Here is a 14,682-nt window from a genome sequence, read left to right on the forward strand (position 1 = left end):
AATTTTTTTTTAAGTTTTGTTAACTGCCACCTTAACAATTATGACATAAGGTATAAAATGACATAATACCCGTTAAATTTTAGTTAAAATTGAAACATAGCATACTAATTGATTACTTATTTAACATTAAATTTGTTTACTCAAAAACATACAATAGAAATTAATTAATAAACAAGAAAGATATACAATGAAGAGTACTTTAAAAAAACTATTACCATTTGCAGTAGTGGGAGTTGTTTCAGGAGCTACAACCGTTGGAGCAATTCAATATTTCGGACATAATTCCAACAATGGAGACCAATCTTATTTTACAACATCAGCACCTACAGCATCATTCGCGGGTATGAACACTGCAGCAACAGGTGAAGATTTTGTAAAAGCAGCCAAAACGACAGTTCCGGCTGTAGTTACCATTAAAAACTATCAAAGCAGAACAGCCAGCAGAGCTTCTGAGCAGGACTTGTTTGATTTCTTCTTCGGAGACCCTTTCGGAGGAAGAGGCCAGCAGAGACAAAAGCAGCAGCAGCAGGCTCCGGATAACATGCCATCAGGAATGGGTTCTGGTGTTATCATCTCTCCAGATGGTTACATTATTTCAAATAATCACGTGGTAGCAGGTGCCAATAAACTGGAAGTGGTACTAAGCAACAAGAAATCATACATTGCTACTTTAGTGGGAACCGATCCCAACACAGATATTTCTTTATTAAAAATTGAGGAAAAAGGACTTCCTTATCTGAATTTTGCTAACTCAGACAATATTGACGTGGGACAATGGGTACTGGCAGTAGGAAATCCACTGGGATTAAACTCTACAGTAACAGCCGGTATCGTCTCTGCGAAAGGAAGAGGTATCGGAATTCTGGGAAGCCAGGGGAAAGCTACCAACCCTATTGAAAGCTTTATCCAGACGGATGCTGCGATCAACCCGGGAAACTCAGGTGGAGCATTAGTTAACACCAATGGAGAACTGATCGGGATCAACTCTGCCATCCAGTCTACCACGGGATATTATCAGGGATATGGATTTGCTGTTCCGGCTAACCTGGCAAGAAAAATTGTAGAGGATATCAAAAAATTCGGAATTGTACAGAGAGGATTCCTTGGAGTACAATCATTAGACCTGTCTAACGACCAATTGGTTGAAGCATACAACAGACAGAATAAAACAAGTCTTAAAGTAGGTTCCGGAGTATATGTTACAGGATTCGGGGAAAATAGTGGTGCTGAAGATGCAGGTCTGAAAAAAGGAGATGTGATCACCAAAGTAGACAGCTACAATATCACTGATTTTGCAGATCTTTCCATGTCAATCGGAAGCAAGCGTCCGGGAGATAAAGTACAGGTTACTTATTCCAGAAACGGGAAAGAATCTACCACTATGGTAACATTAAGAGATCAGAAAGGCGGAACTTCTACCAGAACAAAAGCTGACCTGAGTGTCACTGAAAAAATCGGAGCTGAGTTCCAGAGCCTGGACGACAGAACAAAGGCATATTATGGTTTAAACAGTGGAATTGTAGCTAAAAACGTTATCGAAGGCAGCGAGTTTGCGAAGGCCGGTATCGTAGACGGTTACATTATCACCGAAATCAACGGTAAGCCTGTGAATTCTCAGAAAGATGTTGAAGCTTTATTAAATAAATTCTCAGGTACAGGCCAGATAAAATACATGGATGATTACGGAAGGAATTATCAGAGAGGATTTAAAATGCCTTAATTAAAACAGATATTTTTATATCAACAAAAACGCTGCAAAAATTTGCAGCGTTTTTTTATGGTTTACTTAAGTTTATTCATTTTTTCAGCAATCCTTTTCTTTTTATTTCTTTCATAAATGACTTCTACAATCTTACCGCCAATCCACGAAAACGGAAAAAAAGTAAGGAAAATAGAGATCTTATAAAATGTAGGATGATACGGAAATATAATAACATCCAACATGGCTATAAAAAGCATAATAAAACCGATCAGAATTGCGTAGGCTACTTTCGCATATTTTACAATGATAGCAGTGGCCACCCCGCCAATTGTAGTTCCCAGTCCGGAAATAAATAATAAGAAGCCAAAAAAGGCCTTATCATCCTTCATGCTGAACAGAAACCTTTGCCAGTGCTCAAACGGAGCAAAAGCTTCAAAAGTAACCCATTGCGGAAAAGCCCTTATCCCAAGAGTGATAATAAGTCCTGTTATCGCAAGACCCACCAAAACCGCAATTGTATTTCTTATAAAACTCATTAATCCTTATGTGCAATCATAGAAATTTCGATATCCACATTTTTAGGCAAACAAGAAACCTGTACCGTTTCACGGGCTGGATAGCTGTCTGCATCTAAATAAGAAGCATAAATATCATTCATCACTGCAAAATCATCCATACTCTTCAGGAAGATGGTAGCTTTTACCACGTTTTTGAAAGTCATTCCCGCTTCCGTAAGAATAGCTTCAAGGTTTTTCATTACCTGATGTGTTTCTTTTTCAATTCCCTCTACCAATTTACCTGTCGCCGGATCTACAGGAATCTGTCCGGAGATATACAAAACCCCGTTTGCCAGATTTGCTTGTGAATAAGGCCCGATCGCTGCAGGTGCATTCGCTGTGTTGATTATTTGTTTCATAGTGGATATTTATTTTTTTAAGTCTTTATGTAATTACAGGTATACGGAATTTATGTATCAAAATTTTGTAACCCGTGATTCCATTAGAATTTATTTTGGTTGCAAATATAAAATTTATATTCTCAAATGCCAATCTGATATTAGAAAGGTGCATTCGGCTGGGTAAAGCTTCTGTCCTTATATTTCAGTGCATCACTTAAGATATTGGCTTTAATCCCGATAAAGAAGTCATATACTTTATATTGTCCGAAAGGAACCCAGTTAAAGTTGATGGTAAAGCTTCGCTGGTCTCGTGAAAAACCGATTCTCGTATAAGCCAGCTGCTTGGTCACCAAATCATAATGCGTACTTCCGTTGATATTCCAGTAAGGAGTAAGTTTAATACTTCCATCCAGACCTAATGATGCAATTTTGCTTCCAAATCTGTTTAGTCCCTTAGAGTAGGCATAATTGGCATTAATATTTAAAGTCCAGGCCTGGTCAAAATGCGCATAATGATCATCATCAAAGTAATAATTTTCATTTCTTACCTCTCCTTTTGATGAATACTTTTTAGCATAATCCGTTTTTTCTCCGAAGATCTCGCTGCTTAAAGGATAAGATAACTGAACATTGAAGCCCTGAACACTGAAAGCGCCGAACTTTTCCGTTCTGATTCCTGTATCTTGTCCCGGAATAAATTCAATTTTATATGGATCCAGGGAAAGGCTTGTATTAACGGTCAGTTTGTTATTGAAGAAAGATGATTGCCCGTTGATCGTAAAGATAGACCATGGATGATCTTTAGCCGCAAAATTGTAACTTCCCGAAAGGTTTAAAGATTCAAAAATTTTGATCTTTTTCATCCCTGTGGAATCACTTTTCGACTTCACTTTCATTTCAATATTGTTTCCGATATTAAAACCTAAAGATCCTACCATTCCGCTTGACGGACTTCCGACGATGCCTTTTTCAAAGATAGAATAAGGAGTCAGTGCTCCGGTTGCATTATAATAATTTTTATAGTACCCGAAATTAGGACTTGAAAAATCTGGAGAATAAGTAAACCCGATGCTCGGCGTCATCATGTGACGTATTGCTTCTATTGCAGATCCTTTTTTGAACTTCAGCATTCCGTACAATGTTGTCTGAAGACTTGCCGTGGTAGAGAAGGTAGAATATCCCGCAAACTTCTTTTCGATGTCGTCTACAGTAACATTCTTTATAGGATCATAATATTTGTTCAATGTTTTTGTCGTCAGGGCATTGTCAATATTGGCACTTAAACTGAAGGTAAAATATTTTGCCAGCGTGGTATTGGTAGCCAGGGCAATATTGTTTTTAAGACCTGTCTGCATTTTATCCCACATTTCTTTTTTAAACAATTCGTTTTCCTGAGTATTTACAAAATTGGTAAGGTTGAATCCTGTATTCACTGTGATATTTTCAATTAACCCTTGTCTTACTCCCGTTTTTGATTTAAAAAGATAAAACTGATTGATCGCCACATTCATTTGTGGAAGACGAAGGTCTGCTAATCCGGTGGCAAAGTTCTGAGAATATGATGCCGTCCCCGTAATGGTCATTGGCAGCTTCAGAAATCGCTTGGTAAGGGTTACCGTCGAGTTCTGTTGCGTATTTAATACATTCTGGTTGAAAATATAATTGTTGTTCAGTGGGTTGTTATAGAACTTTGTACTTACAATATCCACAGAAGCGCTGAATGTCAGAAACGGATTGGCCTTGGCATCCTGAGAGTGTGTCCAGTTGATTCTGTAAGTACTGTTTCTCGTATAATCATCAAGTCCTTTGATTCCTCTTACCATAGTACCGATATCCGCATTAAAGTTTCCGGAATATTTGTATTTTTTCTGGTAATTCATCTGGGGCCTCACGTTCCAGCTTCCTTTGGTATAGATATCAGCAAGTACTTTAAGGTCGAAATGCTCACCGATCGGTTGATAATACCCTATTCCGTTCAGAAAGAACCCTACATCTTCCCTTTCTCCAAAACTCGGGATCAGGATACCGGCTGCTCTTTTGTCTGAAAACGGAAGAATGGCAAACGGCAGATAAAGTGGTGTAGGAACCTTCTCTATAAACATTTGAATAGGTCCTGTAACGATCTGGGATTTGGTTTTGGTTTTAATAAGCTTAATATTGTAAGCCCTCATAAAATAATCCGCTGCCGTATCTTTTTTCTTAATAAAATAATCATCAGTGGTATAATCCGCTTTTCTCATGGCGTACACTGAATCGTTGTATTTTTTTGTTTTCTGAGCGATAATGACCCCTTCACTTTCTTCCGTTCGGGCATTGAAAGCAATAGCCTGTTTCGTCTTTGTATTATAGCTGAACTCGTTGGTTTCATACTTTTTACCTCCCTGCATCGTAATGACAGGCTCAATAATCTTCCCCAGTGAATCCTGTTTTCCGCGGGCATAGATCAGGCTTTTATTATCGTCGATGGAAATATAATCCGCATCAATCTGCATATCCTGATATTTTACCTGGGCATTCTTGTTCAGAAATGTCATTTTCTTTGGGATATCCCTTCTCTGATCATCTGCTTTTGTACGCAAAATATCATCTAAGGATTCCTTTTTTACAACAATGGTATCCTTTTTGGAAATAGTATCATTAACCGCATTTTTAGGCAATTTTTCAGGAGTTTTTTGTGCTAAAAAATTGTTAAAAATTAGGATAATTAAAATTTGTAATATATTTTTGAGGACGGTTTTGGCCAATTTTGTTCTATATAATTAAGGCCCAAAATTAATATAATTTTTATAACTGTAAGATGCACAAACAAAATTTTAAAATAATTTTATCATTTCTCCTTATCCTTTTAAGCAACTTTATTTTCTCCCAGAAGAAGTTCACTATCGTTCTGGACGCAGGACACGGAGGAAGTGACCATGGAGCCAACAGGACTTATGCTGATATCGGAAGAGTCGCAGAAAAAGACATTACACTTGCCATTACGTTAAAGGTAGGGGCAATGCTCGAGAAAAACAGGGACTTCAAAGTAATATACACCCGTAAGATAGATGAGTATCCTTCTTTATCGGACAGGACCAATCTGGCGAACAGAAGCAAGGCGGATCTGTTCGTGTCTATTCACTGTAACTCTGCACAGAGATCAACAGCGTATGGAACGGAAACTTACGTACAGGGACCCAACCAGAATAACGAAAACCTTGAAGTTGCCAAAAGAGAAAATGATGTAATTTTCCTGGATGAAAAAGACAGACAGACCTTCGGTTCTTATAACCCTGATTCTCCGGAGTCATTAATTGCCTTAAAACTTCAACAGAGCAAATATCTTGAATCAAGTCTTCTGTTGGGAGGACTCGTAGAAGATAATTTCGTCAATAAAGACAAAAGATTTTCCAGGGGGGTCTTCCAGAAAAACCTTCACGTTCTTCGTATGAATGCAATGCCCTCTGTGCTGATAGAAACAGGTTTCATCAATCATCCCGAAGAAAGCCACTATATTGCTTCTGAAAAAGGGCAGAATGAAATTGCTGAAAGTATCTATACCGCAATTATCGATTATAAAAAAGCAATTGACAGAAAATCCGGCGGATCTTTTACCACTAAAAAACCGGAGCCGGAAAAACCGGCAGAAGTTGCGCTGAAAAATGATTTCAGAATACTGCTGATGAGTTCCCCGACCAAATACAATGAAAATGATCCTGCCCTGAAAGGCTTGAATTACGTTCTTACCATCAAGGAAAATGGTCTATACAAGTATTACTATGCTGTTACCAATATGGCTTCTGTAAGGGATATTAATCTTAAAACCGCTAAAGATGCAGGATTCAGAAATGCATTTGCGGTAGGATTTATGCCTAATCAGAAAATAAGCATGGGATATTATACCATTGAAGTATACGCCGGTGACAAGCTTAATGGCAATTCGTACATCATCCAAAACCTTAAAGATGTCGAAAGAAATAAAGACAATGGAGTATTCTACTACACCTACGGAAAGGTGTATACTCTGGAAGATGCTGTAAAGCTTCAAAAAGAGCTAGAATCTAAGGGTGTGAAAAACACCGTAATACAAAAAGTTTATAAATAATTTGTAAAAATAATTTTGAAGTTTAAAAGTTAATTCCTACTTTTGCAACCTCAAAATTTGGCCTATTCGTCTAGTGGTTAGGACTCAAGATTTTCATTCTTGCAACAGGGGTTCGATTCCCCTATAGGCTACAAAATTTGATATCATGCCGGATTTAAAAATACAAGAAGCGAAACTGCTTTTTAAGAAAATCCACTCTAACCCAAAAAGTTATGATTTACAAATCAATGAAGACGGGATTACAGGCAGGGATGATAAAATAAGTTTCAGACTTTACAGGATGGGAGAAAGGGTTGCTTTTGAAGTAACAATAGATGAACTCACTTTCACCAATACGACTGGAGAATGGAACAACGCATTGATCATGTTGGGAAACACGATCAAAAAAATAGAAAAAGAACAGGAAAATTTAAAAATAGAACAAGCAATAGATAAACTTAGAAAATACCTGTCAGAAGAAATTTAAAAATTTTTGAAAATAAATTTGGTAGTTTAAAAAAAAGTTTATAGTTTTGCACTCACATTTGAACGATATGGCAAATCATAAATCAGCACTAAAGAGAATTAGACAAAACGAAACTAGAAGACTTCGTAACAGATATTATCACAAGACTGCTAGAACAGCATTGAAAGCTCTAAGAAATGAAGAGAATAAAGCTGCTGCTACAGAACAACTGCCAAAAGTTATCGCTTTATTGGATAAATTAGCTAAGAAAAATATTATCCACAAGAACAAAGCTGCTAACTTGAAAAGCAAATTGACAAAACACGTTAATAAGTTAGCGTAATAGTATAGTAGGCCCGTTCGTCTATCGGTTAGGACCTCAGATTTTCATTCTGGTAAGAGGGGTTCGATTCCCCTACGGGCTACAAAACTAAGAGTTGATACTTATAAAAACAAAACTAACACATTACTTCGGTAGTGGAAGATAGAGGGCCCGTTCGTCTATCGGTTAGGACCTCAGATTTTCATTCTGGTAAGAGGGGTTCGATTCCCCTACGGGCTACAAAGAGAAGACTTTATTTTAAAGTCTTCTCTTTTTGTTTTTATTCCTTTCTATTCTATTAGAAACATTTTGGTTCAGTTCAACAACTGATCAAGCACTACAACAGCTATTGTCGGATCAGTCTCAAAAGCTAAAGAAGCGGGAATATTTATACCTATATCATTGAAATGTAAAGCAAAGTTTTCACTAAATACGATAATAGCATCTGCTACCTGAATCTGGAAATTCATTTTCATATAATTCCACAGTATTTCAACCCTATGCATGACTGATGGATTCATAAATTAGTGTGATTTAAGATCATAAAACCTGAATTTTAAGTTGATCAATTGGGAGCATGATCATATACAGATTCCCAGTATTGCATCAATGAATGACTGATCTTAATATTTCTACGGTCCATCATCATCTGCATTTCCTTCGTAAAGTCTTCCATACTGAATTTTAATCCGGGTACAACCTTTGTGAAAGGCCTGATATATCCTTTTAACAACGGCAGCTGCACTATGGTTGTGCAGATATCAATGAAGGTTCCGGGCATTATCGTAATTCCACCACCTACACGAACAAAATCTCCTATTACCGCTCCAAATTTATTGGTACCGGTTTCGTAAGTATTATCACGATATTTGACAATAATATCTGAATAGTCGGTTTTAAGACAGGCAGTGTTTGTATATCCCCCAAGATTGCACCAATCTCCAACATAGCTGTTGGCAACAAGTCCTTCATGGGTTTTATTGGAATAGTCTCCCATAACGGAATTAGATATTTCTCCTGAAATTTTACAGGTTTTACCAATCAGCACACCACCACTTATCCTGGCAGATTTTATTTCTGTCCGATCTCCTATGTAGGCAGGTCCCTCTATAATAGAAAAAGGATATAACACGACAGAATCACCAAGAACTATTGGTCCGTTAGTGGTGTCCAAAACGACACCTTTATGAATGGTAACATTTTCACCCCAAGTTTTTACCAGATCCGGATCGCCAAAAAAAATTCCATTCGTTCTATCTTTTTCAGGAAGCTGTTTTAACAGATTATATTCACTCAAAAGAACGTAGTCATTTTGGATGTTCTCCTTTATATTTTTCAATATACTCCAAGGGCTAAATTCTGTATCATTTAACACAATTTCTGGAATTACATTGTGAGTAACGGTATCGAGACCACTATAATGCGCATATTTTAAGTTGATCGGATCATCAAGTTTGAAGATCAATCTTTTTTGTGGCTTCATAATGCCAAGTCGTTCAAAATCATTTAATATGCCTTTTTTAATTAATGACAAAGGCCTTTTGATCATATTTTCGTGAGAAAAAAGTTCCTTAACATAAATTTTATCCATAATATATTTTTTTCGATATCAATTTTATGATATGGCGAATTTATTGCGATAATTTTAGCCCCTGAAGAATCATGTCAATTGAAAGATTGTTTGTTACCTGGTCTGCGATTTTAAATCTTTCATCGTCTATGTTCTTAACCCAGGCTATCGTATATAGGCCTGCTGCTTTAGCTGAATGTACACCTGATATACTATCCTCTACAGCCACGCAATCTGCCAAATCTACATGGAGGATTTCCATTGCGGTCCTATAGGGTTCCGGATGGGGTTTTGGGTTCTTTACATGATCGAGGCTTATAATGGAAATACAGTTTTCATAGATATTGGAATTCTTAAGATATAGAACCGCAATGTCATGATAGCTGCTGGTGACAACAGCCTGTTTGATGCCCATTTGATGGGCTGTATTCCAAATATCCACGATATTTTCCCTTGATCTGACCATAGAAATATTTTGTTTTAGACAGGATACGGCATGGTTTTCCCATATTTCAAAAGCGCTCATTAAATTCTTTTCGTCGGTCACTCCATTCGCTTGCAGCACAGCCTTAAAAACTTCCAGACCAGTATGACCGATGTATTGATCTTCAGATATATTAAAATCCAGGCCTGTATTAAGGCAAGCTGTCGAGAATATGAGGCTCTTAAACTCAGGATCCTCACTGTTGACGATTGTCCCGTCCAAATCCCACAAAATGTATTTTTCCATCGCCTATCATTTTGTATTAATTTCTTTTAGTTTGCGTGCTACGCTCTCAGAAATCTGTTGATACGATTTATATTCCTCAATTTCAGATGGGCTGAACGAAATATCAAAAGCTGATTCAAACTCCGCGATCATTGTGAGATGCGACAGCGAATCCCATCCCTCAATAGTTTCACTTGTACAGTATTCGGTAAGCTTGTGAACTGGCATATTAAATGCATATGCCATGATCTGTTTAATTTGGTCTTCCATAGAATTCTATTTTGTAATTATGATGATGTTGTTTTAATTGATCGTATTTTGCAAGATAAACCTTGGTATCATCCCCATGTTTCGTGGTATGGGTAAATCCCAAGTCATCAAAAAAGGTCGCGCACTGTTTGTTTTTTTCAGATGGTCTGTACATCGCTTTTATACATAGATTATCCTTTTCAGCGTAGGTTTTCAGTATATAACACAAGAGGATATTTTCAATATTCCGGCCTAGAATTCTACAGCTGAGCAGATAGGATTCGATTGACAAAGTATCGTCTCTTACTTCCAATATGCATACAGCTGTAATCCCGTTGTCGCCAAATTTATCCTTCACTCTTGCTGACAGTATCTTAAAGCCTGTGTTACGCAAATGGATAAGGTCATTTTCCAAATACCGTTTGGTTGTAACATTAAACTGGTTGGTTTTATTCATCAACTGGGCAATACGGCCAATATGTTCATCTGTATTTTCGTAGATCGCTATTTTTATATCCAACGAGGATAGATAATCTTCAATATTGATCGCTTGCTGCATCAACTGCTTTCTCTTTTGGTTATCTTTATATGATCTGGTCTTATTTCGGTCTTCATCCGATAATTGATACGCTAAAAAATAGTTCTGGTAAACTTGCCAAAAAAATGGTATTAGATTGTAGCTATTTTCTGGAAAATCAGGAACTTCTACTTCTGGCAGATATTTTTTGATCAGTTCCCGTTCAGTTTCATTATCATCGATAAATACACAACTGTCCAATCCAATATTCAATTCCTCAGCAATTGATTTGATATTTGAAGCCTTATCCATCCAATTGATCCTGAAAGCTGATAGATGCTTTTCATTTAAAATATTAGCGGGATGACTATTCCAAACATGCTGAACATCCTGCAGGTTGTTTTTACTGCATACCGCAAGAATTATCCCTTTTTCAGAAGCTTCTACAATAAGTTGCTGGAATCTCTGGAAGCATTCTCCCGGATAACCTTCCCCCAGATGTATTTGATGGTCATCTTCTCCAACAATCCCTCCCCAAAGTGTATTATCACAATCGAGAATCATACATTTTTTCCTAGCCCCGAATAATGAGCGGATCTGCATCGAATACCAATTTTTGAACTTTTCCGAAAGTTTGGGGTCAATGATCATCTGGGAGAGAAAAAGATATTTCCAATCTGTCAGGTTTGTAAGGCAATGAAAACTATTCAAATCAATGATCTGTACAGCAGATTTTTCAATCTCTAAACCCTTTAAATATTGGTTGTTAAAGCTGTTAATTTCGTTAAGGAGCTCATTGCAACAGCATTCCCATGCAAAAATCCAATGTGTGGATAAGCTCATAACCACAACCCTGATGGAAGAAGGAATTTGATCTGTTATCAACGATATTCTCTCCTTGATTGTCTGTATTTCTGCAACTTGCTTATCAGGAGTAGACGAAGGGTTGATCTGAAAAAACAGGAGATAGTATTGATATTCTGATTGTGGAACATTTAGATTGCCATAGGCTCCAATTTCAAAATCGTTCTCATCAAAGAGATGCTCGACGGTATAGTTTCTGAATACATATGCTTTCATAAGAGTTTTTGTACCAATTCGATTAACCCTACATGGGAGTGAAACATGAAACATATAGACTGATAGTTGAAAGCCACTGCCGGCACTGGGTCATGAAGTAAAACGAATCTCTGCTGTTTTAGCTTCTTGATCGATAATGCCATATCCTCAACCTGATAGCAGGTATGATAGAGTGAATTGCCATTCTTCTTTAAAATATTAACAACGGGCGAACTAGCATTCAATGGCTCTACCAATTCGATGGCGACATCATCATCCTTCTGAATAAAAATAATTTTGACACGTTGTATCTCATCCATGAATACATCTGAAATGATTTGATAGCCAAGATTTAGATAACTGTCGGTAGACTTTGCAAGATCTTTGGTTGCGAATCCATAATGATCAATCTTCATAGAGGTAGAATTTGCTTATTATTGATTTGTTGAATTCTTCTTTTGATATATTGTGTCAGGATAAAAACTACAGAACCCAATATAGCAAGTATAGACAAAGCGCCTCTCAGGGTAATGATCCCCGAAAGAAATCCGATCACTGCAGGCCCCAGCAGAATGCCTACATAACCAATTGTCGCAATGGCAGAAAGCGCCACGGGGTGTCTCTTTATCAGATAGTTTGGAAGTGAAGGTGTAGGTGATCGGTACGATATTAGAAATACTTAAGCCACTGATGATGTAACCTAGAATGACCAACAACGGATTTATCGTACATAAGGAAAGAATCATTCCTGAAAAAAGTCCGATCTCGCTTATCGAGAGTATTGTTGTTGGCCGAAATCGATTCACCAAATCGTCACCGATCCACCTGCCCAGCGTCATTGCGATAGAGAATGAGACTAAGGCACTTGCAGAGTAGTTAATAACGGAACTACTGACATATTGCCTGAAATATACTGCGGCCCAGTCAATTAAGATGCCCTCACTTACTACACCACAGAAAACAATAAATCCTAGTATCCATAGATTTTTATCGGAAGTAATAATAACTAAGTTCCGAGTGTTATTTTTTGCCCTATTTTCGCTATCCAACAGGTATCTAAAAGCCAAAATGGCCATTACCACATTAGCAACGAGTAAAAAAGCGAAATGGTTGAAAGGTGAAATATTCTGTTTCGAAAGTATTCCGCCAAAACCAACACTCAGCATGAAGCCGATGCTGTATATGGCGTGGAAGGAAATCATTATAGACTTCCTCATTTTTTCCTGTATAGCTAATGCCTGGGTATTGATGGCAACATTCAGGGTATTTCCAAAAAGACCAAAAAGGAAAAGGGAGAAAACCAGTATATCCTTTGATCCTAATAAACTCAAACCTAACAGGGATAGATTCAAAAGCATGAATGATCCCAGAATAATCAGTTTAGTATTGTACCTAGATATAATTTTACCGCTGAACAGCAGGAAAATAATCGTTCCAAGAGGCATCGTCATAAGAACCGCACCGAATTGGGAATCTTTTAACTGTGGCGAAATTTCGATATCAGGAATTCTTGCCGCCCATGCGGCAAATATGGTTCCGTAAAGAAAAAAGACTATCGAACGGGAAATCCGTGCATGATTGAAACCTGTAGATGTATCAGAATTAGAGTCTGTTTCTTTAATTCTCATAGTCAGCATTTTAAATGTATTCCAAATATAATACTATTTTTCACATAACAGTGAAAAATAGTATTAAATATTTATTTTAAACATTTAGAGTACACCAAAAGGTCATAACCGTATAAAATTCAATCGATTACCGACCGCTACATTTGACTTGCAGTGATAAATAATTGAAATATTAATCAATGATTTAAGGCAGAGGTAAATAGGGAACGACTCGATTGCAATTATTTGAAAAGCGCAATATAGCGTGTGGAATTTAAATAACTGAAATGCATGGATTAGCGAAACCATGCTGCAGATCACTTTTCAACCATATTTCATGTGCCACTATAGGTTTTCTTAATAATAGTGCTTATAACGGTTTTGATTCTTTCAAAACCTTCCAGTTTATTGATATCAATTTCACAAAAACATGAATCGGTAGATTTCGCATGCAAAACAAGGTTATAAACGCCTGCAACCACTAATGCAGATACAGCTCTTAGGTCAATATTTTTATCTGCAATTTCCTGATCAGCCAATGCGAAAAATTTAGTACTCAACAGTTCCCTTTCCTTGCATATTTCGTTCATGATTTCGTAACTCTTACTCACTTGCCAGGCGGTAATTTTCTTTGGCTATTTCCTGGGTATAGTTCCACAGCTCTTCAAGCTGGGATTCTATACGTTCTTCATTCTTTTTGATAGCCTTTCCCCATACAAATGTATATCGATTAGCATTGGCTTCTATTTTGGTTCCATCTGTAAAAACAGTCTGTAAACTTACCAAACCTTCTTTTCCCAAATACACTACAATTTGTGCAAATATATCTTTGAGCTCACCTTTTAACCTTTCACTTCTGAAACGGTTCAGTGTATTATGATCTGGCCGGTTCATGGCACTAAGCCACATAAAGTGGACGTTTTCCTTAAGAGCTTGTTCCAGCTTTCTGCTTGAATAGATATTGCACAAATAGCCATATACCAATACTTTCAAAAGCATTTTAGGATGATACACGGAAGTTCCACCAGGTTTGTAAGTACGAATTAAATTGCTGATATCCAGTCCGCCTATCACTGCGGAAACTGTTCGTACAGGATGATTATGGTCTATCAGTTCCGATAAATTCGGAGGAAAAAGAAAATTTGGCTTGGGATTATAATCTTTTAAAGATCACCTTTAACTTAGTTAACACACAGCAAATTAATCAATTTGCAACTATTAGGAAAGCTTTTGCTTTCCTTTTTTTTGTAACCATAAAAAAAAGGCTATCTCACTTTTGAGACAGCCTCTTTTTGTTTTATTTCTTTCTATTCTATTAGAAACATTTTGGTTCAGTTCAACAACTGATCAAACACTACAACAGCTATTGTCGGATCAGTCTCAAAAGCTAAAGAAGCGGGAATATTTATACCTATATCATTGAAATGTAAAGCAAAGTTTTCACTATTCCTGTGGATTATTTAGGATGGCTTCTCTTTTCTGTCTGTCTCATCAATAAGGAATTGCGGAACAGATCCTTA

At 37.1% G+C, this 14,682-nt stretch carries 15 protein-coding genes, 3 tRNA genes and 1 pseudogene; 7 read left to right on the forward strand and 12 right to left on the reverse strand.

Going from position 1 to position 14,682, the window contains the following annotated elements; translation table 11 throughout:
* The first annotated feature begins 187 nt into the window (after positions 1–187).
* Positions 188–1,720, forward strand: coding sequence for a trypsin-like peptidase domain-containing protein (locus tag M030_RS0100585; protein ID WP_027371759.1), 1,533 nt, complete (start codon positions 188–190; stop codon positions 1,718–1,720).
* A gap of 62 nt (positions 1,721–1,782) precedes the next feature.
* Here the strand turns inward: M030_RS0100585 and M030_RS0100590 are convergent, their stop codons facing one another.
* The 3 genes from M030_RS0100590 to M030_RS0100600 all read right to left on the reverse strand — a co-directional run bounded on the left by M030_RS0100590 (position 1,783) and on the right by M030_RS0100600 (position 5,344).
* Positions 1,783–2,238: a hypothetical protein gene (locus M030_RS0100590; RefSeq protein WP_027371760.1), complete on the reverse strand. Its 456-nt coding sequence runs from the start codon at positions 2,236–2,238 to the stop codon at positions 1,783–1,785.
* The gene (locus tag M030_RS0100595) at positions 2,238–2,618 is read right to left on the reverse strand and encodes a RidA family protein (RefSeq protein ID WP_027371761.1); all 381 of its coding nucleotides are present in this window, start codon (positions 2,616–2,618) and stop codon (positions 2,238–2,240) included. Before M030_RS0100595 ends, M030_RS0100590 begins: the two co-directional genes overlap by 1 nt.
* A 140-nt stretch (positions 2,619–2,758) precedes the next feature.
* Positions 2,759–5,344 carry a putative LPS assembly protein LptD gene (locus M030_RS0100600; RefSeq protein ID WP_027371762.1) on the reverse strand — a complete coding sequence of 862 codons (2,586 nt, stop codon included), beginning with the start codon at positions 5,342–5,344 and terminating at the stop codon, positions 2,759–2,761.
* Between the two features lie 53 nt (positions 5,345–5,397).
* Between M030_RS0100600 and M030_RS0100605 the strand changes: the two genes are divergently transcribed.
* The 6 genes from M030_RS0100605 to M030_RS0100630 all read left to right on the forward strand — a co-directional run bounded on the left by M030_RS0100605 (position 5,398) and on the right by M030_RS0100630 (position 7,691).
* On the forward strand, positions 5,398–6,684 hold the full coding sequence (locus M030_RS0100605; RefSeq protein WP_051584821.1) for an N-acetylmuramoyl-L-alanine amidase: 1,287 nt from the start codon (positions 5,398–5,400) through the stop codon (positions 6,682–6,684).
* 59 nt (positions 6,685–6,743) lie between these two features.
* Positions 6,744–6,815: transfer RNA gene (locus tag M030_RS0100610), tRNA-Glu, on the forward strand.
* 14 nt (positions 6,816–6,829) lie between these two features.
* A complete protein-coding gene (locus M030_RS0100615; protein WP_027371764.1) occupies positions 6,830–7,150 on the forward strand; it encodes a hypothetical protein in 321 nt (106 codons plus the stop codon).
* Positions 7,151–7,217: 67 nt separating this feature from the next.
* Positions 7,218–7,472, forward strand: coding sequence for a 30S ribosomal protein S20 (gene rpsT, locus M030_RS0100620; protein WP_002983073.1), 255 nt, complete (start codon positions 7,218–7,220; stop codon positions 7,470–7,472).
* Positions 7,473–7,482: 10 nt separating this feature from the next.
* Positions 7,483–7,554, forward strand: a tRNA-Glu gene (locus M030_RS0100625).
* A gap of 65 nt (positions 7,555–7,619) precedes the next feature.
* Positions 7,620–7,691 (forward strand) — tRNA-Glu (locus M030_RS0100630).
* A gap of 74 nt (positions 7,692–7,765) precedes the next feature.
* Here the strand turns inward: M030_RS0100630 and M030_RS0100635 are convergent.
* From M030_RS0100635 to M030_RS23515, 9 genes and pseudogenes are all read right to left on the reverse strand, one after another.
* The gene (locus tag M030_RS0100635; RefSeq protein ID WP_027371765.1) at positions 7,766–7,972 is read right to left on the reverse strand and encodes a hypothetical protein; all 207 of its coding nucleotides are present in this window, start codon (positions 7,970–7,972) and stop codon (positions 7,766–7,768) included.
* Positions 7,973–8,016: 44 nt separating this feature from the next.
* Positions 8,017–9,042, reverse strand: a complete 1,026-nt coding sequence (locus M030_RS24800; RefSeq protein ID WP_051584822.1) for a hypothetical protein — start codon at positions 9,040–9,042, stop codon at positions 8,017–8,019.
* A gap of 40 nt (positions 9,043–9,082) precedes the next feature.
* On the reverse strand, positions 9,083–9,751 hold the full coding sequence (locus M030_RS0100645; protein ID WP_027371766.1) for an HAD family hydrolase: 669 nt from the start codon (positions 9,749–9,751) through the stop codon (positions 9,083–9,085).
* Positions 9,752–9,757: 6 nt separating this feature from the next.
* Positions 9,758–10,000 (reverse strand): acyl carrier protein, encoded by a 243-nt coding sequence (locus tag M030_RS0100650; protein ID WP_027371767.1) that lies wholly within the window; start codon positions 9,998–10,000, stop codon positions 9,758–9,760.
* Complete coding sequence (locus M030_RS23505) at positions 9,984–11,576, reverse strand: HAD-IIIC family phosphatase (protein WP_051584823.1); 1,593 nt, start codon at positions 11,574–11,576, stop codon at positions 9,984–9,986. The genes M030_RS0100650 and M030_RS23505 overlap by 17 nt, the downstream gene beginning before the upstream one ends.
* Positions 11,573–11,971 (reverse strand): VOC family protein, encoded by a 399-nt coding sequence (locus tag M030_RS0100660; protein WP_027371768.1) that lies wholly within the window; start codon positions 11,969–11,971, stop codon positions 11,573–11,575. The genes M030_RS23505 and M030_RS0100660 overlap by 4 nt, the downstream gene beginning before the upstream one ends.
* Before the next feature lie 18 nt (positions 11,972–11,989).
* Positions 11,990–13,183: an MFS transporter gene (locus M030_RS0100665; RefSeq protein ID WP_027371769.1), complete on the reverse strand. Its 1,194-nt coding sequence runs from the start codon at positions 13,181–13,183 to the stop codon at positions 11,990–11,992.
* Positions 13,184–13,497: 314 nt separating this feature from the next.
* The gene (locus M030_RS23510) at positions 13,498–13,752 is read right to left on the reverse strand and encodes a hypothetical protein (protein WP_051584824.1); all 255 of its coding nucleotides are present in this window, start codon (positions 13,750–13,752) and stop codon (positions 13,498–13,500) included.
* A gap of 37 nt (positions 13,753–13,789) precedes the next feature.
* Positions 13,790–14,326, reverse strand: a pseudogene (locus tag M030_RS23515) (transposase); the annotation flags it as partial.
* Between the last annotated feature and the right edge of the window lie 356 nt (positions 14,327–14,682).

The sequence above is a fragment of the Chryseobacterium sp. UNC8MFCol genome (assembly GCF_000482305.1).
In the GTDB taxonomy this organism is placed as follows: domain Bacteria; phylum Bacteroidota; class Bacteroidia; order Flavobacteriales; family Weeksellaceae; genus Chryseobacterium; species Chryseobacterium indologenes.

Excerpts from the sequence above, each read along its gene's own strand:
- M030_RS0100615 (WP_027371764.1), top strand. The coding sequence starts at position 6,830 with ATGCCGGATTTAAAAATACAAGAAGCGAAACTGCTTTTTAAGAAAATC.
- M030_RS0100660 (WP_027371768.1), bottom strand. The coding sequence starts at position 11,971 with ATGAAGATTGATCATTATGGATTCGCAACCAAAGATCTTGCAAAGTCT.
- M030_RS0100590 (WP_027371760.1), bottom strand. The coding sequence starts at position 2,238 with ATGAGTTTTATAAGAAATACAATTGCGGTTTTGGTGGGTCTTGCGATA.
- M030_RS0100635 (WP_027371765.1), bottom strand. The coding sequence starts at position 7,972 with ATGAATCCATCAGTCATGCATAGGGTTGAAATACTGTGGAATTATATG.
- M030_RS0100645 (WP_027371766.1), bottom strand. The coding sequence starts at position 9,751 with ATGGAAAAATACATTTTGTGGGATTTGGACGGGACAATCGTCAACAGT.
- M030_RS0100650 (WP_027371767.1), bottom strand. The coding sequence starts at position 10,000 with ATGGAAGACCAAATTAAACAGATCATGGCATATGCATTTAATATGCCA.
- M030_RS23505 (WP_051584823.1), bottom strand. The coding sequence starts at position 11,576 with ATGAAAGCATATGTATTCAGAAACTATACCGTCGAGCATCTCTTTGAT.
- M030_RS0100605 (WP_051584821.1), top strand. The coding sequence starts at position 5,398 with ATGCACAAACAAAATTTTAAAATAATTTTATCATTTCTCCTTATCCTT.
- M030_RS23510 (WP_051584824.1), bottom strand. The coding sequence starts at position 13,752 with ATGAACGAAATATGCAAGGAAAGGGAACTGTTGAGTACTAAATTTTTC.
- M030_RS0100585 (WP_027371759.1), top strand. The coding sequence starts at position 188 with ATGAAGAGTACTTTAAAAAAACTATTACCATTTGCAGTAGTGGGAGTT.
- rpsT (WP_002983073.1), top strand. The coding sequence starts at position 7,218 with ATGGCAAATCATAAATCAGCACTAAAGAGAATTAGACAAAACGAAACT.
- M030_RS0100595 (WP_027371761.1), bottom strand. The coding sequence starts at position 2,618 with ATGAAACAAATAATCAACACAGCGAATGCACCTGCAGCGATCGGGCCT.
- M030_RS0100665 (WP_027371769.1), bottom strand. The coding sequence starts at position 13,183 with ATGAGAATTAAAGAAACAGACTCTAATTCTGATACATCTACAGGTTTC.
- M030_RS24800 (WP_051584822.1), bottom strand. The coding sequence starts at position 9,042 with ATGGATAAAATTTATGTTAAGGAACTTTTTTCTCACGAAAATATGATC.